Annotated in this window: 14 protein-coding genes; 7 read left to right on the top strand and 7 right to left on the bottom strand. The window is 73.5% G+C overall.

Annotated features, from left to right (window positions below):
- Nucleotides 1–234: 234 nt before the first annotated feature.
- Both AQJ66_RS05860 and AQJ66_RS05855 read right to left on the bottom strand, forming a co-directional pair.
- Nucleotides 235–2,049, bottom strand: coding sequence for an ABC transporter ATP-binding protein (locus AQJ66_RS05860; protein ID WP_061917575.1), 1,815 nt, complete (start codon nucleotides 2,047–2,049; stop codon nucleotides 235–237).
- Nucleotides 2,046–3,872, bottom strand: a complete 1,827-nt coding sequence (locus AQJ66_RS05855; protein WP_061917572.1) for an ABC transporter transmembrane domain-containing protein — start codon at nucleotides 3,870–3,872, stop codon at nucleotides 2,046–2,048. The genes AQJ66_RS05860 and AQJ66_RS05855 overlap by 4 nt, the downstream gene beginning before the upstream one ends.
- A gap of 245 nt (nucleotides 3,873–4,117) precedes the next feature.
- Here AQJ66_RS05855 and AQJ66_RS05850 point away from each other — a divergent pair, with 245 nt between their 5' ends.
- Both AQJ66_RS05850 and AQJ66_RS05845 read left to right on the top strand, forming a co-directional pair.
- The gene (locus AQJ66_RS05850; RefSeq protein ID WP_061917568.1) at nucleotides 4,118–4,873 is read left to right on the top strand and encodes a L,D-transpeptidase family protein; all 756 of its coding nucleotides are present in this window, start codon (nucleotides 4,118–4,120) and stop codon (nucleotides 4,871–4,873) included.
- A gap of 89 nt (nucleotides 4,874–4,962) precedes the next feature.
- The gene (locus AQJ66_RS05845) at nucleotides 4,963–6,576 is read left to right on the top strand and encodes a peptide-N4-asparagine amidase (RefSeq protein WP_244162755.1); all 1,614 of its coding nucleotides are present in this window, start codon (nucleotides 4,963–4,965) and stop codon (nucleotides 6,574–6,576) included.
- Nucleotides 6,577–6,616: 40 nt separating this feature from the next.
- Here the strand turns inward: AQJ66_RS05845 and AQJ66_RS05840 are convergent, their stop codons facing one another.
- A complete protein-coding gene (locus AQJ66_RS05840; protein ID WP_061917561.1) occupies nucleotides 6,617–7,075 on the bottom strand; it encodes a MarR family winged helix-turn-helix transcriptional regulator in 459 nt (152 codons plus the stop codon).
- A gap of 113 nt (nucleotides 7,076–7,188) precedes the next feature.
- Here AQJ66_RS05840 and AQJ66_RS05835 point away from each other — a divergent pair, with 113 nt between their 5' ends.
- Together AQJ66_RS05835 and mltG are read left to right on the top strand one after the other, a co-directional pair.
- On the top strand, nucleotides 7,189–8,997 hold the full coding sequence (locus tag AQJ66_RS05835) for an ABC transporter ATP-binding protein (RefSeq protein ID WP_061917558.1): 1,809 nt from the start codon (nucleotides 7,189–7,191) through the stop codon (nucleotides 8,995–8,997).
- Nucleotides 8,998–9,177: 180 nt separating this feature from the next.
- Complete coding sequence (gene mltG / locus AQJ66_RS05830; RefSeq protein ID WP_079060084.1) at nucleotides 9,178–10,131, top strand: endolytic transglycosylase MltG; 954 nt, start codon at nucleotides 9,178–9,180, stop codon at nucleotides 10,129–10,131.
- A 12-nt stretch (nucleotides 10,132–10,143) separates the two neighbouring features.
- On the opposite strand, the gene AQJ66_RS05825 is transcribed toward mltG, so the two are convergent.
- A complete protein-coding gene (locus AQJ66_RS05825) occupies nucleotides 10,144–11,226 on the bottom strand; it encodes an NAD(P)-binding domain-containing protein (protein WP_061917553.1) in 1,083 nt (360 codons plus the stop codon).
- Nucleotides 11,227–11,316: 90 nt separating this feature from the next.
- Between AQJ66_RS05825 and AQJ66_RS05820 the strand changes: the two genes are divergently transcribed.
- Nucleotides 11,317–11,739 (top strand): YjbQ family protein, encoded by a 423-nt coding sequence (locus AQJ66_RS05820; RefSeq protein WP_061917550.1) that lies wholly within the window; start codon nucleotides 11,317–11,319, stop codon nucleotides 11,737–11,739.
- A gap of 14 nt (nucleotides 11,740–11,753) precedes the next feature.
- Here AQJ66_RS05820 and AQJ66_RS05815 read toward each other — a convergent pair whose 3' ends face one another.
- On the bottom strand, nucleotides 11,754–12,146 hold the full coding sequence (locus AQJ66_RS05815; RefSeq protein ID WP_061917546.1) for a DUF5997 family protein: 393 nt from the start codon (nucleotides 12,144–12,146) through the stop codon (nucleotides 11,754–11,756).
- A gap of 58 nt (nucleotides 12,147–12,204) precedes the next feature.
- Here AQJ66_RS05815 and AQJ66_RS05810 point away from each other — a divergent pair, with 58 nt between their 5' ends.
- On the top strand, nucleotides 12,205–12,996 hold the full coding sequence (locus AQJ66_RS05810; RefSeq protein ID WP_208611288.1) for a LysR family substrate-binding domain-containing protein: 792 nt from the start codon (nucleotides 12,205–12,207) through the stop codon (nucleotides 12,994–12,996).
- A 71-nt stretch (nucleotides 12,997–13,067) separates the two neighbouring features.
- Here the strand turns inward: AQJ66_RS05810 and AQJ66_RS05805 are convergent, their stop codons facing one another.
- Entirely contained in the window at nucleotides 13,068–14,570 is a 1,503-nt protein-coding gene (locus tag AQJ66_RS05805) for an MFS transporter (protein WP_061917540.1), read from the bottom strand.
- Between the two features lie 177 nt (nucleotides 14,571–14,747).
- Nucleotides 14,748–15,224, bottom strand: coding sequence for an Lrp/AsnC family transcriptional regulator (locus AQJ66_RS05800; protein WP_061917537.1), 477 nt, complete (start codon nucleotides 15,222–15,224; stop codon nucleotides 14,748–14,750).
- A gap of 222 nt (nucleotides 15,225–15,446) precedes the next feature.
- Here AQJ66_RS05800 and AQJ66_RS05795 point away from each other — a divergent pair, with 222 nt between their 5' ends.
- Nucleotides 15,447–16,937 carry an FUSC family protein gene (locus AQJ66_RS05795; RefSeq protein WP_061917533.1) on the top strand — a complete coding sequence of 497 codons (1,491 nt, stop codon included), beginning with the start codon at nucleotides 15,447–15,449 and terminating at the stop codon, nucleotides 16,935–16,937.
- The last annotated feature ends 57 nt before the right edge of the window (nucleotides 16,938–16,994 follow it).

Below are 16,994 nucleotides of genomic sequence, written 5' to 3'. Positions count from 1 at the left end.
GGGCGGCGCGCCGCCGGCACGCTCGGCACAGGGTGCGCACGACGGGAACCGCGGGGTCCCCGGCCGTTCCCCGAGCCGGTGCCGCTCTCCAGCCTTCCACTGCTGTTCGGCACCGCGCAACGGCACGGCGTCCCGCCGGTGGCGGAACGCCGGGGCCGGGATCTCCCCACGGGCTCTTGCCGGGGCCCGACGTCACCTGTGGACGACGCCGTTCATCCCCGCGCCCGCGCCCTCTCACCCGTGCCAGGACCGCCACAGGGCCGCGTACGCCCCGTCCGCCGCCACCAGCTCCTCGTGGCTGCCCAGCTCGCTGATGCGGCCGCTTTCCACGACGGCGATCATGTCGGCGTCGTGGGCGGTGTGCAGGCGGTGGGCAATGGCGACGACCGTGCGGCCGTCCAGGACGCGGGCCAGGGAGCGCTCCAGGTGGCGGGCCGCGCGCGGGTCGAGCAGCGAGGTCGCCTCGTCCAGGACCAGCGTGTGCGGGTCGGCCAGTACCAGCCGGGCCAGCGCGATCTGCTGGGCCTGTGCGGGGGTCAGCGTCAGCCCGCCGGAGCCGACCTCGGTGTCCAGGCCGTCGTCCAGCGCCCTCGCCCAGCCGTCCGCGTCGACCGCGCCCAGTGCCGCCCACAGCTCGGCGTCCAGGTCGCCGGGGGTCTCCCCGCTCGGGAGGAGCCGGGGGTGGGGGAGGGCCAGCAGGAGGTTGTCGCGCAGGGAGCCGACGAAGACGTGGTGCTCCTGGTTGACGAGGGCGACGTGGGAGCGGACGCGTTCCGCCGGCATCCTGGACAGCTCGGCGCCGCCCAGGGTGACACGGCCGTCCCGCGGCGCGTAGATGCCGGCGAGCAGCCTGCCCAGGGTGGACTTGCCCGCGCCGGACGGCCCGACCAGGGCCAGCCGGGTGCCCGGGGCGACCTCCAGGGAGACCTGGCGCAGCACGTCGACGCCCTCGCGGTAGCCGAAGCGCACCCGGTCCGCGTGCACGTCCCGGCCGGCCGGGGCCAGCCCAGGGTCTCCCGCATCGGGCTCGATGTCCCGGACGCCGACCAGGCGGGCCAGCGACACCTGGGCGACCTGCACCTCGTCGTACCAGCGCAGGATCAGGTTCACCGGGTCGACGAGCATCTGCGCGATGAGGGCGCCGGTGGTCAGCTGCCCCACGTCGATCCAGCCCCGCAGCACGAAGACGCCACCGACCATGAGCACCGAGCCGAGCACGGTGAGGTGCACGGTGTTGATGACCGGGAACAGCACGGACCGCAGCCAGAGGGTGTACCGCTCCCAGGCCGTCCACTCCTTGATGCGCTGCTCCGAGAGCGCGATGCGCCGGTCGCTCAGGCGGTGCGCCTCGATCGTGTGGCCCGCGTCCACGGTCTCGGTGAGCGCGGCGGCGACGGCGGCGTACCCGGCGGCCTCGGAGCGGTAACCGGCGGGGGCCCGCCTGAAGTACCAGCGGCACCCGGCCACCAGCACCGGTACCGCGAGCAGGACGGCGGCCGCCAGCGGCCAGGCCGTCACCACGAGGCCGCCGAGGAGCAGTACGGCCCACACGGTGCCGATGGCCAGCTGCGGCACGGCCTCCCGCATGGCGTTGGCGAGGCGGTCGATGTCGGTGGTGATGCGGGACAGCAGGTCGCCCGTGCCCGCCCGCTCCAGCACGCCCGGCGGCAGCCCGACCGAGCGCACCAGGAAGTCCTCGCGCAGGTCGGCCAGCATCCGCTCGCCGAGCATCGCACCGCGCAGCCGCACCTGCCGTACGAAGACGGCCTGCACGACCAGCGCGAGGACGAACACCCCGGCGGTCGCGGGGAGATGAAGGTCCCGCGCCTTGTCCGACACCCGCTCGACGAGGCCGCCGAGCAGGTAGGGGCCGACCATGGAGGCGACGACACTCACGGTGTTGACGGCGATGAGCAGCAGGAAGGCCCGGCGGTGCCGGCGGAACAGCTCGGCCACGTAGGCGCGCACGGTGGCGGCGGCGCCGACGGGCAGGGTGGTGGCGGTGGTCGGGGCCGCCGGGTCGTACGCCGGTGGCGCAACGCCGATCATGCGCTCTCCTCGATCTCTGCGAGCTTGTCCGAGGCACCCAGGAGGGCGCCCTGCCCGGTCAGGTTCCGGTCCGCGCCGGCCGGCGCCGGGTCCTCCTCGGTCTCCCGGGTCACCACGGCCCGGTACCGGGGGTCGGTGGCGACCAGTTCGCGGTGCACGCCGACCGCCAGGACCTCGCCCTCGTGGACGAGGGCGACCCGGTCCGCCCGGTCCAGCAGCAGGGGCGAGGAGGTGAACACCACCGTGGTGCGCCCCGTGCGCAGCCGCCGCAGACCGTCCGCGATGCGGGCCTCGGTGTGCGAGTCGACCGCGGAGGTCGGTTCGTCCAGGACCAGGACCCCGGGATCGGTGACCAGGGACCGGGCCAGGGCGAGCCGCTGGCGCTGGCCGCCCGACAGCGAGCGGCCGCGCTCGGTGATGCGCGCGTCCATCGGGTCGGCGGCCTCCAGCGACCCCTGCACCAGGGCCTCCAGCACGTCCTCGCACTGCGCGGCCGCGAGCGCGTCCTCGGCGCTGACGGCACCGGAGGCGGGCACGTCGAGCAGTTCGCGCAGCGTGCCGGACAGCAGCACCGGGTCCTTGTCCTGGACGAGGACCGCGGTGCGGGCGCTGTCGAGCGGAAGGTCGTCGAGCGGCACCCCGCCGAGCAGTACCGATACGCCCGGCTCGGCGGGATGGCCGCCCAGGCGTTCCGCGAGCCGCCCGGCCGCGTCCGGGTCGCCGCACACCACCGCGGTGAGCAGGCCCTCCGCCGCGAGCAGACCGGTGGCCGGGTCGTACAGATCGCCCCGGGGCACTCCGGCCTCGCGCGATCCTCCGGCGTCCGTGGGCCGCTCCAGTGACAGCACGCGTGCGGCCCGCTTGGCCGACGGCCGGGAGAAGGAGTACGCCATGGCGATCTCCTCGAAGTGCCGCAGTGGATAGCTGAGGATCATGACGGCGCTGTAGACGGTGACCAGTTCGCCGACCGTGATCCGGCCGTGGCGGGCCAGGTGGATGCCGTGCCAGACGACCGCGATCAGCAGCAGTCCGGGCAGCAGCACCTGAATCGCGGAGATCAGCGACCACATGCGGGCGCTGCGCACGGCGGCGTGCCGGACCTCCTGCGAAGCACGCCGGTAGCGGTCCAGGAACAGGTCCTCGCCGCCGATGCCGCGCAGGACGCGCAGCCCCGCGACGGTGTCCGAGGCGAGTTCGGTCGCGCGGCCGGCCTTCTCGCGCTGGAGGTCGGCGCGGCGGGTGGCCCGGGGCAGGAGGGGCAGAGCGGCGAGTGCCACGACCGGCAGGCCGACGGCGACGACCACGCCCAGGGCGGGCTGGTAGACGAGCAGGCCGACGCAGGCCACGACGACCGTCACCGCGGCCGCGGTGAACCGGGACAGGGCCTCGACGAACCAGCCGATCTTCTCCACGTCCCCGGTGGAGACGGCCACGACCTCGCCGGCCGCGACGCGCCGGGTCAGCGCGGAGCCGAGGTGGGCGGCCTTGCGGGCCAGCAGTTGCTGGACACGGGCGGCGGCGGTGATCCAGTTGGTGACGGCGGCCCGGTGCAGGAAGGTGTCGCCCACCGCGATCCCGATGCCGCACAGCAGCATCAGAGCACCCGTCAGGGCCAGGTCGGTGCCGGACTCCTCGACGACCGCCTGGATGGCGAGGCCCACGCAGAAGGGCAGCGCGGAGACGGAGACGAAGTGCAGCAGGCCCCAGGCCAGCGACCTCAGCTGGCCACCCAGCTGATTGCGCCAGAGCCACCACAGGAGGTGAGGACCCGATCGCGCGTCCGGTACGCCCGGGTCGGAATACGGAAGGTCTTGGATCTGCATGACGTCCCAGTGGCTCGTGTCAGGGCGGAGGAGATGGCGGCAAGCGGCGGCAGCAAACCGTGAAAGGGTCGCGTCGCGGCACGGCGAATTTCAACCGGTTTTTCCACCCGCCCGGTGAAGTCCGCCGGATCGGAGCCGCTTTCGGTCCGGCTCCGGTGACGCGGGGACAAGCCCGTCGCGCAGGCGGGGCCCCGGCGTGTCCAATACCGGGGTGGGCGCACGGCCTTGGGAAGGGGGATGCGACCATGGGTCGCGTGCGGATCGACGGTGTGTGGCGTGTGACGGCAGGAGTGGCGGCGTTCGGAACCCTGCTGGCGGGTCTGTCCGCCTGCGGTGGTGCCTCCGGAGGCGGCGGCACCCGTTCGGGTGGGGCGCCCGGCTCGGCGGCCAAGGCGTCGCAGAGTCCACCGGCCGACTCGACCCGAATCCCGGGCATCGGTGACCGCCTGTACCGGCACATACCCGCCGACTCCAGTCAGGTCGTCGTCGCGACCGGTGCGGGCAGGAACTCGGCCGAGACCACGGTGATGCTGTACACCCGGCGCGGTACGCGCTGGCACGCGGCGGGCAGTTGGCCCGCGCACAACGGCCGCCAGGGCTGGACCACCGACCACCACGAGGGCGACAAGCGCAGCCCGGTCGGCGTCTTCACCCTCTCCGACGCGGGAGGCGTACTGCCGGACCCGGGTGCCAAGTTGCCGTACGACCACAACGCGGCCGGCTATGCGACCCCGCGGTACTGGGCCGCGTCCCACCGGCACGACTTCGACTACGTCATCGCCATCGACTACAACCGCGTCAAGGGCACCGCGCCGCTCGACGGCACCCGACCCCTGGGCCAGGAGAAGGGCGGGGGTATCTGGCTGCATCTGGACCACGGCAGCGGTACCTCGGCCTGCGTCAGCGTCTCCGAGGAAGCCATGCGGTACCTGCTGCGCACGCTCGACCCCGCCCGGCACCCCGTGATCGTCATGGGCGACCGGGCGGACCTGGGCGGCTGACCGCGCCGCCGGCGCTTTCACGGCGACCGCGGCGGATCGGCCGGAAGGCGTTATTGCGGGCAGACAGGTCTCCCCGTAGAAAACCGGCCATGAGAAGACGGTTAGTCATGTCCATGCTCGCCGGAGCGACCCTCCTGGTGAGCACGCTGTTCGGCACCGGGGCTGCCGCCGCGCACGCCGCGGACGTGCCGCCACAGTTCGGCACCGACTGGCACGACCCGGTGACCGCGGCCCCGCAGGTCCCGCGGCCGCACACCACATCCTGCCGGGTCACCCTGGCCGAGGCGCGATTCCGCGACTTCAGCCCCTACCGGGGCGCGTACACGCCGCCCCGAGGCTGCGGCGAGCGCTGGAGCAAGGTCGTGCTGCGGCTCGACGGCACGGTGAAGGGCCGTCAGTTCGACCGCCTGGGCTATCTGCACGTCGGTGGTGTCGAGATCCTGCGCACCTCGACACCCGAGCCGTCACCCGACGGCATCGCCTGGCGCGTGGAGAAGGACGTCACCCGCTACAGCGACACCTTCCGCCGGGCGCAGGACGTCGAGATGCTCATCGGCAACGTGGTGGACGACACCTACACCGGCGTCATCGACGTCGAGGTGACCCTCACCTTCTACGCGGGCCGTCCCGCGAGCCCGGCCCCCGACCGCGTCCTCACCCTGGCCGGCACGCCCGGCGCCACGACCCTCACCACTGCGCGCAACAGCGAACGCATCGTCGCCGAGGTGTACGCCACCGGGTCCGGCGGCGGCTGCGAGGAGTTCTGGTACCTGACCGTGGCCGACCCGGCGCCGTACTCCTGCAAGGCCGATCGCGGTCCGTACCGGGAGGTGCAGATCAGGGTCGACGGACAACTGGCCGGGATCGCCGCGCCGTTCCCGCACGTGTGGACAGGCGGCTGGTCCAATCCCTACCTCTGGTACGTCGTTCCGGGCCCGCGGGCCTTCGACGTGCGGCCCGTCGAGTACGACCTCACTCCGTTCGCGGCGCTCCTCGACGACGGCCGCCCGCACCGGGTGGAGGTCTCCGTCGTGGGCGTGCCGGCCGGGCAGTCCGGCTGGAGCACACCCGTGAACGTCCTGGTCTGGCAGGACGCACACCGTGCCCGGCTGACCGGGGCGCTGACCGTGAACCGGGCGACGGACCTCGCCGACTCCTCGGTCTACACGCCCGGTACGCAGAACCGGGTCGACACCGAGGCCGGACACCGGCTCACCGTGGCCGGATACCTCGACACCTCGCACGGACGTGTGGCCACCACCGTCACCCGCACCCTCGCCAACCACTCCGCGCACCGCTGGACAGACGGCGAGAACGCGGACGGGCTGGACGCGACCTGGACGGACGACGAGGCGGTCACCACCGCAGGCGCGGCCGGCCCCGCGCGGACGACGCACACGCACCTGACGTACACCGTGAACGGGACCACGACCCTCGACCCGGACGGCCGGCTGCGCACCGTGCTGACCCTCGGCGACCGGGCCGCCCTCGTCCAGCGGCAAGGCGGCCGGCGCACCGCGTGGTGGCGGCTCGACGACACCTACAGCGGCGACGCCACGTACACGGTGAACGTCCCGCGCGAGCAGCGCCACGCGGTGGGCACATCGAGCGAGCGGTACCGTCGCCGTGGCTCGGACGGCTGCTACGACCGTTCCCTGACCACCGTGCAGGGGGTGCTGACGCAGGACCGCATCCGCTGCTGAGTCCGGGAACTCCTCCTGCGCCCGGTCCGGAGGGGCGGCCTCAGCAGTGCTTGGCGGGTGCGGCGGCCTCTCCCTCGATCAGCGTGTCCAGGAGCACACCGAGCACCTGGCGCTCCTTCTCGGTGAGCGGCGCGAGGATCTCCTCGGCCGCCGACCGGCGCGCCCCGCGCAGCTCGCGCAGGGCCGCCCGGCCGTCGTCCGTCAGCTCGATGCGGGTCACCCGCCGGTTCGCCGGGTCCGGCATCCGCCGCACCTTGCCGCTCGCCTCCAGCGCGTCGACCAGCGTCGTCACCGCACGGGGCACCACCTCGAGGCGCTCGGCGAGGTCCGCCATGCGGGGAGGGGAGTCGCAGTGCGCCAGGGTGCGCAGCAGCCGGGACTGGGCCGGCGTGATGGCGAGGTCGCGCCGCTCCAGGTGGCGTTTCTGGATGCGGTGGACCCGGCGGGTGAGCCGCAGCAACTGCTCGGCGAGCAGGCCGTCGGGATCGGGGCTGGTCATGCGGGAACAATATCAGGATGCCGTTCATTGTGAGTATAGGTAACAATGAGCTACGATCCGTCAGTCGCCGCCGGCGGTCCCATGCCGGCGCCCGCTCACCTCCGTAGGAGCCCATGCATCCCGACCGTGAACCCTCCTGGACCCCACCTGCCGACGCCGGGGAACAGCCGCGGCAGGTCCGCCGCATCCTGCGTCTCTTCCGCCCCTACCGCGGGCGGCTCGCGATCGTGGGCGTGCTGGTCGGCGCCTCCTCGCTGGTCTCGGTGGCCACGCCGTTCCTCCTCAAGGAGACCCTGGACGTCGCGATCCCGCAGGGCCGCACCGGCCTGCTGAGCCTGCTCGCCCTGGGCATGATCCTGAGCGCGGTGCTCTCCAGCGTCTTCGGCGTGCTGCAGACGCTGATCTCCACCACCGTGGGCCAGCGCGTCATGCACGACCTGCGCACCGCCGTCTACGGCCGCCTGCAGCGCATGTCCCTCGCCTTCTTCACCCGCACCCGCACCGGCGAGGTGCAGTCCCGCATCGCCAACGACATCGGGGGCATGCAGGCCACCGTCACCTCCACCGCGACCTCGCTGGTCTCCAACGCCACCAGCGTCGTCGCCACCATCGTCGCGATGGTCGCGCTCGACTGGCGGCTGACCGTCGTCTCCCTGCTCCTGCTCCCGGTCTTCGTGTGGATCAGCCGCCGCGTCGGCAACGAACGCAAGAGAATCACCACCCAGCGGCAGAAGCAGATGGCCGCGATGGCCGCCACGGTCACCGAATCGCTCTCCGTCAGCGGCATCCTGCTCGGCCGCACGATGGGCCGCTCCGACTCGCTGACCGCGTCCTTCGCCGAGGAGTCCGAAGGCCTGGTCGACCTCGAGGTCCGGTCGAACATGGCCGGGCGCTGGCGCATGGCCGTCATCACCATCGTGATGGCCGCGATGCCCGCCGTCATCTACTGGACCGCGGGCCTGGCCCTCCAGCTCGGCGGCCCGCGCGTCTCGCTCGGCACCATCGTCGCCTTCGTCTCGCTCCAGCAGGGCCTGTTCCGGCCCGCGGTGAGCCTGCTGGCGACCGGCGTCCAGATACAGACCTCCCTCGCGCTCTTCCAGCGCATCTTCGAGTACCTGGACCTGCCCGTCGACATCACCGAGCGCGCGCAGCCGGTGCACCTCGACCGGATCAAGGGAGAGGTCCGCTTCGAGGGCGTCGAGTTCCGCTACGACCAGGACGAAGCGACCCGTCCCGTGCTCGACGGCATCGACGTGACCGTCCCCGCCGGCGGCAGCCTGGCCGTCGTCGGCCCGACCGGCGCCGGCAAGTCCACGCTCGGCTATCTGGTGCCGCGGCTGTACGACGTGACCGGCGGCCGCGTCACCCTCGACGGCGTCGACGTCCGCGACCTCGACTTCGACACCCTGGCCCGCGCGGTCGGCGTCGTCTCGCAGGAGACGTACCTCTTCCACGCCTCGGTCGCCGAGAACCTGCGCTTCGCCAAGCCGGACGCCACCGACGAGGAACTGCACGCGGCGGCCAGGGCGGCGCAGATCCACGACCACATAGCCGCACTGCCCGACGGCTACGACACCGTCGTCGGCGAACGGGGCCACCGCTTCTCCGGCGGCGAGAAGCAGCGCCTGGCCATAGCCCGCACCATCCTGCGCGACCCGCCGGTCCTCATCCTCGACGAGGCGACCAGCGCTCTGGACACCCGGACGGAGGCCGCCGTGCAGGATGCCATCGACGCCCTGTCCGCCGACCGGACGACCGTCACGATCGCCCACCGCCTGTCCACCATCCGCAGCGCCGACCAGATCGTGGTCCTGGACTCCGGCCGGGTCGCCGAACAGGGCACGCACGAGGAACTGCTGTCCCTCGACGGGCGGTACGCGGCCCTGGTGCGCCGCGACGCGCAGTTGGAGCCGGCGGGCTGACGCGGCGGGGCGGGGCGCGGGCCGCCCGGCAGGGGCCCGAGTCGGCGGCTGGTGCGCAACCGTGGCCGACAAGATGACGATATGTCGGATTTGATGTCGTCTGCGTACTACCGTGCCCGCATGCAGATGAACACTCCGCGACGGAGCGCGAGGCGGCGCGGTACGGCGCTACGGAGCACGATGCCACGGAGCACGGCACGCCGCGGCACGGTGCGGCGGGGCGCTGTGCGAGATGGGGCGTTGCGTCTGACACGCCGGGGCAGGGTCGCCCTCGTCGCGACCGGCGCCGTGCTGGTGGGCGCGGCCGTGGCGGTGCCGCTGCTGAAGCCGAACGGCGGTCGTCCGGCGCCGGAGACCGGCACCCCGACGCGGACGCTGGTCGTCCCGGAGGGCTGGCGCGCGAGCCAGGTGTACGACGCCGTCGACCGGACGCTCGGACTGCCCCCGGGGAGCACCCGCGTGGCCCTGGACAAGGCCCACCTGCAGTTGCCGAGCGAGGCGGCCGGCAACCCGGAGGGCTACCTGTTCCCCGCGACCTATCCCGTCGCGAAGGGCGCCACTCCCGAGTCAGTGCTGCGTCAGATGGTCGACACCGCCAACGACGAGTTCCACAAGGCGCCGGTCGCGGCCGGGGCTCAGCTCAACGCGTTGAACGTCTACCAGACGGTCACCATCGCCAGCATTGTGCAGGCGGAGGCCGCGACGAAGGCCGACATGGGCAAGGTGGCGCGCGTCGTCTTCAACCGGCTGCAGCGCGGCATGCCGCTGCAGATGGACTCCACGCTCAACTACGCGCTGAACCGTACCGCCGTGCACACCAGCATCGACGACGTCCGCATGGACAACCCGTACAACTCCTACCAGCGCTTGGGCCTGCCGCCCACCCCCATCGGCAACCCCGGCGAGGACGCGATCCGCGCGGTGACCAGTCCGCCGGCGGGTGACTGGCTGTACTTCGTCACGATCGATCCCGGAGAGACCCGCTTCACCGCCGACTACACCGAGCACCTGCGCAACGTCGCCGAGTTCAACGCCCGCCACCAGCCGTCGACGCAGCCACCCCTGCCGAGCGGCAGCCCGAGCCCGCAGCGGTCCGCGGTCACCCGGCCTGCGGCCACGCCGCCAGCCCACTGAGCCCGCGTCTCGTCACGCGGCCGGCTCCAGCGGCTCACCGGACAGCAGCCGCCGGATGTCGCGCACGGCCGCCCGCCCGGCCCGGTTGGCGCCGACGGTGCTGGCAGACGGCCCGTAGCCGACGAGATGGATGCGCGGGTCGGAGACCACACGGGTGCCGTCCACCTGGATGCCCCCGCCCGGCCCGCGAAGCCGCAGCGGCGCGAGGTGGTCCAGCGCGGGCCGGAAGCCCGTGGCCCAGAGGATGACGTCGGCGTCCACGTGCCGGCCGTCCCGCCACTCCACGCCGTCCGGGGTGACGCGGTCGAACATCGGCTGCCGGTCCAGCACCCCGTCGGCCAGGCCCTGCCGGACGGCGTCGTTGAGCGGGAGCCCGGTGACGGAGACCACGCTGCGCGGCGGCAGTCCCTGCCGGACCCGGTCCTCCACCAGCGCGACGGCCGCCCGGCCCGCCTCCTGGCCGAACGGGCCCTCTCGGAAGACCGGCGGCCGCCGGGTGACCCAGGTGGTGGCGGCCGCGTAGGGGGCGAGCTCCAGCAGGTGCTGGGTGCCGGACGCGCCACCGCCCACCACCACGACCCGCCGGCCGGTGAACTCCTCCGGTCCGGCGTACTGCGCGGTGTGCATCTGCCGTCCCCGGAACGTCTCCTGGCCGGGGTAACGCGGCCAGAACGGCCGGTCCCAGGTGCCGGTCGCGTTGATCAGCGCGCGGGTGCGCCAGGTGCCGTCCGACGTCTCCACCAGCAGCCGCCCGCCGTCCCCCTCGCGCACGGCCCGCACGTCCACCGGCCGCCGCACCCGCAGCCCGAAGGCGCGCTCGTAGCGGTCGAAGTACTCGCCGACGACCTCCGCCGAGGGCCGCGCCGGATCGGCCTGCGTCAGCTCCATGCCGGGCAGGGAGTGCATCCCGTGCACCTTGCCGTACGTCAGCGACGGCCAGCGGAACCGCCAGGCACCGCCCGGCCCGGGGGAGTGGTCCAGCACCACGAAGTCACGGCCGGGCTCGAAACCGGTGCGCCGCAGGTGGTAGGCGCTGGACAGCCCGGCCTGTCCGGCACCGATGACGACGACCTCGACCTCGCGTGTTGCGTCCACGCCGCTACCAACCCGGTCATGTCCCGGGATCTTCCCGGCCGCCCGGCGCCCCTGACGTGTGGAACCCGGCGCCTGGGTCAGGATGGGGGCATGTCAGATGTCTTCACCACGCGAGTCCTGAACGTCGCCACCGGGTCCCGGGAGCGCGTCGTCGACCTCACCGGCGAGTGCGCGGAGTTCCTGCGCGAGGCCGCGGCGGGCCGTGACGGCCTGCTGAACATCTTCGTCCCGCACGCGACGGCCGGCATCGCCGTCATCGAGACGGGCGCCGGCAGCGACGACGATCTGCTGGCCGCCCTGCACACCCTGCTCCCCGCCGATGACCGCTGGCAGCACCGCCACGGCAGCCCCGGCCACGGCCGGGACCACGTCCTCCCCGCGATCGTGCCGCCGCACGCGACCCTCCCCGTCATCGGCGGCCGCCTCGAGCTGGGCACCTGGCAGTCCGTGTGCCTGGTCGACACGAACCGGGACAACCCCGACCGGCAGGTGCGGCTGAGCTTCCTGGGCTGACAGGGCGACGGGCGTCAGGCGTCCTTGTCCTGCTTCTCCTGCTTCAGGTTCTTGATCCGCGCCGCTTCCTTGCGGACCTCGGCCTGGGTGGCGCGCTCCTTCTCCAGCCACTCGGGCCGCTCCTGCTTGAGCGCCTCGATCTGCTCGGTGGTGAGCGGGTCGGTGACCCCTCCGCGGGCGAGACCGGCGATGGAGACGCCGAGCCTGGCCGCGACCACCGGGCGGGGGTGGGGGCCGTTCTCCCGCAGCTCGCGCAGCCACTGGGGCGGGTTGGCCTGCAGTTCGTTCAGCTCGGCGCGCGAGACCACACCCTCCTGGAACTCGGCGGGGGTGGCGGGGAGGTACACACCCAGCTTCTTCGCCGCGGTCGCGGGCTTCATCGTCTGGGTGCTCTGCTGCGAACTCATGAGGTCAAGGGTATCGGCCGGGCGCGGGCGGCCCGACCACGCCCGGTAACCTGACCTGGTGACAGGCTCGGAGGCACCACCGTCGTTCCGGCTTGCGTACGTTCCGGGAGTGATCCCCGCCAAGTGGGTGCGGATCTGGAACGAGCGCCTGCCGGACGTCCCGCTCACCCTCGTCCAGGTCCCGGCGGCCGAGGCGGCGGAGCTCCTGCGTGGCGGAGAGGCCGACGCGGGCTTCGTACGGCTGCCGGTCGACCGTACGTTCTTCAGCGCGATCCCGCTCTACACCGAGACCTCGGTGGTCGTCGTCCCCAAGGACCACCTGATCACGGCGGTGGACGAGGTGACCCTGGCCGACCTGTCCGACGAGGTGCTCTTCCACCCCCTCGACGACGTGTTCGACTGGGACAGCCCGCCGGGCGAGCCCGCCTTCGAGCGCCCGGCCACGACCGCGGACGCGATCGAGCTGGTGGCGGCGAACGTCGGCCTGCTGGTCGTCCCGCAGTCGCTGGCCCGCCTCCACCACCGCAAGGACCTCACCTACCGCCCCGTCGTCGACGCCCCCCGGTCCACCGTCGCGCTGTCGTGGCCGGAGGAGGCCACCACCGATCTGGTGGAGAACCTCATCGGCATCGTCCGCGGCCGCACGGTCAACAGCACGCGGGGCCGCACGGCGGCGAAATCCGACGAGCAGAAGCCGCGGAAGGAGCAGAAGGGGCAGCAGCGGAAGCGGCCGGACCAAGCGGGTACGCGTCAAAAGCCGTCTGCCGCCAAGTCGGCGGGTGGGACCGCGCGGGGCCGCTCGGGCGGCGGCAAGCCGGCCAAGCGGGGGAAGCCGCGCCGCAGGTCCTGAGACCGGCCCGGCCCGGCGCAGGGCCGCGAGGCCCGGCAAGCGGAAGACCCGCCGCAGCCCGCCCCGTCTCCTCAGGCCCCCCGCCCGACCCTCTCCTCCGCCCCGCCCTCCTCCGATCCCCGGCGGGCCCCCGCCCCCGCACTGACCGGGGCCGGGTTCAGGTGCCGCTCCCGCATGTCGGCGACCGCCAGCGCCACCGCGACCAGGATGATCCCCACCGCGGTCAGCAGTCCGAATTGCAGCGCCGTGCCGGGGCGGCCGTGGTTGGCCAGGTGGGCGAAGTAGACCGCGCCCACCACGGCGATGCCGGCCGCCGAACCGACGCGCTGCCCGGTCTGCAGGACACCGCCGGCCGCGCCGGCGCGGTGGACGGGCACCCGGGTGAGCGTGAGCGTGGTGTTCGGGGAGACCGTCAGGCCGGAGCCGATCCCGCCGACGAGCAGCGGCAGCGCCGTGGCCCAGCCCACGTCCTGCCCGGGCGCGAACTGCACCGCCAGGACCACGCCGAGCAGCCCCGCCGCCACCGCGCTCAGACCGATGACGACCAGCCTGCGGCCGAACCGCACCACCAGCCGGCCCCCGAGGGCGGCGCCGACCGCCGAGGCCGCCGCGAAGGGCAGGACGGTGAGCCCCGACGCCAGCGCGCTGTAGCCGACCGCGTTCTGCAGGTAGAGCGAGTAGACGAAGAACACCGTCGTGAAGCCCGCGAAGTACGAGAGGCTGATCAAGGCCCCCAGTGTGAAGGACCGCAGGGAGAACAGGCCCAGGTCGAGCAGTGGGGCCCGCCCAAGCAGCCCCTGCCGCTTCTCCCACGCCCAGAACGCGGCCAGCAGCAGCGCGGCCACCGGCAGCAGCGCCCACTTCTGCCGTCCGGTCCACTGCTGCTCCTGCACCAGGGGCAGCATCAGTGCGAGCACACCCGCCCCGAGGAGGGCCACCCCGAACAGGTCGAACTCCTCGCGCCTGTCCGTGGACGGGGGGTACCGGGGCAGCAGCCGCACCCCCGCGGCGAGGGCCGCCACCCCGATGGGCAGGTTGACGAAGAACACCCAGCGCCAGCCGTCGTCGGTGCCGACGGCATCGATCAGCAGGCCGCCCGCGAGCGGGCCCACCGCCGTCGACACCCCGATCACGCTGCCCAGCAGCCCGAAGGCCTTGGCGCGCTCGGCGCCCTGGAACATCTGCTGGATCAGCCCCGAGGTCTGCGGCGCGACCATGCCCGCCGCCGTGCCCTGGAGAAGCCGGAACAGCACCAGCCAGAACGCGCCGGGCGCCAGCCCGCACGCCGCCGAGGCCAGCGTGAACAGGGCGAGCCCGAACAGGAAGGCCTGCCGCCGCCCGCGCATGTCGCCCAGCCGGCCCGCCGGGACGAGCGCGAGCCCGAAGGCGAGGGCGTACCCGGAGACCACCCATGACTGGTCGGCCTCGGAGGCGCCCAGCCCGCGTTGCATCGAGGGGAGTGCCACGTTCACGATCGAGGTGTCGAGCAGCGAGATGAAGCCCGCCGTGAGACAGACCCCGAGCGCCTTCCACCGCCGGTCGTCGGGGGCGGGCTGGGCCTGGACTGTGGTCATGGGGTCACGCTAAGCAGTCGCCCGGCCCGCCGCGCGGCGGAACCGCCCGCCGCCGGCCTCGCACCCGCGCCTCCGGGCGCCGTACGGCCGTGACGCCGCCCCCGCGACCGCGCGGCCGGGCGTTACGCCGACCGGGCGGCGTACCCGCCGGGCGACGGGACGTCGACGCGTCGGGCGTCAGCCGCGCGCCGCCCGCCCGACCGACTCCACCAGGGGCAGCAGCCGGTACGGCACCCGTTCGCGCAGCGCCACCTCGGTGCGGGTGCGCACCACGCCGGGCATGCTGATCAGCTTCTGGATCACGTCCTCCAGATGGGCGTTGTCCCGGCCCACCACCCGCGCCAGCAGATCCCCGCCGCCCGTGATCGAGAACGCCTCCACGATCTCCGGTACGGCGGCCAGCGCGTCCCCCACGTCGTCCAGATGGCCCTGCGTGACCTCGATGTGCACGAACGCCAGCACGGGATGGCCGAGCGCGGCCGGGGAGAGCGAGGGACCCGTGCCGGTGATCACACCGTCCCGTTCCATGCGGTCCAGACGGGCCTGGAGCGTCCCTCGGGCGACGCCGAGGATGCGGGCGTACTCGCGCACGCTGGTGCGCGGCTGCTCCAGCAGCAGCCGCAGGATGCGGGTGTCGAGTTCGTCCACGCTCATGGCGTCGACTGTACCAATGGCCCAGGAGCACAAGGGGGAGCTGTGCCGTCCCACCTGGGCCAATTGTCTTCGAGGAGGTGGAGGAGAGGGCTGAGAATTACGCCAATGGACCAGTGATTCGGTCGAGACTTGAGCCATCGACCTCTTTGATGCTCTCATGGGGCCGTCGATGGCGCTGCGGACCCCGCGGCGCCTTTTCTGTGCTCTCCGGGGAGGGACTCCGTGCTGAAGAGGGTGTTCGTGGCTCCGGACCCGGGGCGGGCGCGGTTGCGCTTCGCCGCGCGGGCCGTCCTCGGCATCGCCCTGGCGGTCGTGGGGTGCGAACTGGCGGGGCAGTCCCTCGCCGGTGCCGTGACCGGCGGCCTGACGGCCCTGCTCGCCCTGTTCACCGTCGCCGACGCCACCGTACGCGGGCAGGCCGTCACCACGGCGCTGCTGCCGGCCGTCGGCGTGCCGGTGCTGGCCGCCGCCGCCGAGCTGCACGCGTTCCCCGTGGCACGGGACCTGGTCTTCCTCGCCGTGGTCGGCGCGGGCGTGTACGCGCGCCGCTGGGGCCCGCGCGGGCACAGCCTCGGCGTCTTCGCCTTCATGACCTTCTTCATGGCGCAGTTCCTGCACGCCGTGCCCGCACAGCTCCCCGGCCTGTACGCCGCCCTCCTGCTGTCCGTGCTCGCCGCCGCCGTGGTGCGCTTCGGCCTGTGGTGCTACGAACGCCGGCTGCCCCCGGCCGTCGTGCCCGCGCCGCCCGGCGGCACCGGACTGGCCCGCGTCACCACACGGCAGGCGGTCCAGGCGCTCGCCGGGTCGGGTTTCGCGCTGGCCGCGGGGCAGTTGGTGTCCGGGCAGCGCTGGTACTGGGCCGTGGGCGCCACCTGGTGGGTCTTCGTCAACACCGCCTCGCGCGGCGAGACGCTGGTCCGCGGCTTCCGGCGGGTCCTCGGCACCGTCGTCGGCATCGGCCTCGGCCTCCTCGTCGCCGTCCCCCTGCACGGCGCGCCCCTGCCCACCCTCGTCCTCCTGGCGGTCTGCGTCTTCGGCATCTTCTACACGGCCGCCGTCTCCTACACGTGGATGATGCTCTGGGTGACCCTGCTCGCCGAGCTGCTCTACGGCCTGCTCGGCGTCCTGAACCCCGGCCTGCTCGCCCTGCGCCTGGCCGAGACCGGCGTCGGCGCCCTCGGAGCCGCGCTCGCCGTGCTGCTCGTGCTGCCCGTCACGACCCACGCCACCACCGACGCCTGGATCCAGCGGGCCCTGCGCTGCGTGCACGCCTGCACCGCCGAGGCCGCCGCCCGGCTCGCCGGCTCTCCCACCGCCGACCCGGCGCCCCGGGTGGCGGAGCTGGAGGGGCTGCTCGGGCGGGTGCGGCTCTCGGTCGCTCCGCTGGTGCACCCGCTGAACCCGGTGCTCGGCCGCAAGCGGCGCGCCCGGCGGGTCCTGGCCCTCCTCGACGACTGCGCCCGGGAGATCCGCGGTCTGGTCGCGGTCGCCGCGGACCCCGAGGCCTCCCACGACGCCCGGCTGGCCGCCGCCTGCTGGCGGGTGGAGGCCGCGGTCGAGGCGCTCACCGAGGGCGGCTCCGGACACCTCCACCGGCCCGCCGAGACCCCGGCCGAGCCCGCCCTCGCCCATCTGCACGGCCTGGAGCGCGCGCTCGCCGAACTGGCCGAGCCGCTGCGCGCACGGCCGGTGACCCCGCTGGTGGAGGCCTGAGAGAAACGGCCTCCCGCTTGGTCTAGACCGAAGCCGGTCGACTGCTACCGTCGGCAC

Origin of the sequence: Streptomyces bungoensis, from assembly GCF_001514215.1 — a bacterium.
Classification (GTDB): Bacteria; Actinomycetota; Actinomycetes; order Streptomycetales; family Streptomycetaceae; genus Streptomyces; species Streptomyces bungoensis.
This window is presented reverse-complemented; position numbering and strand designations above follow the sequence as displayed.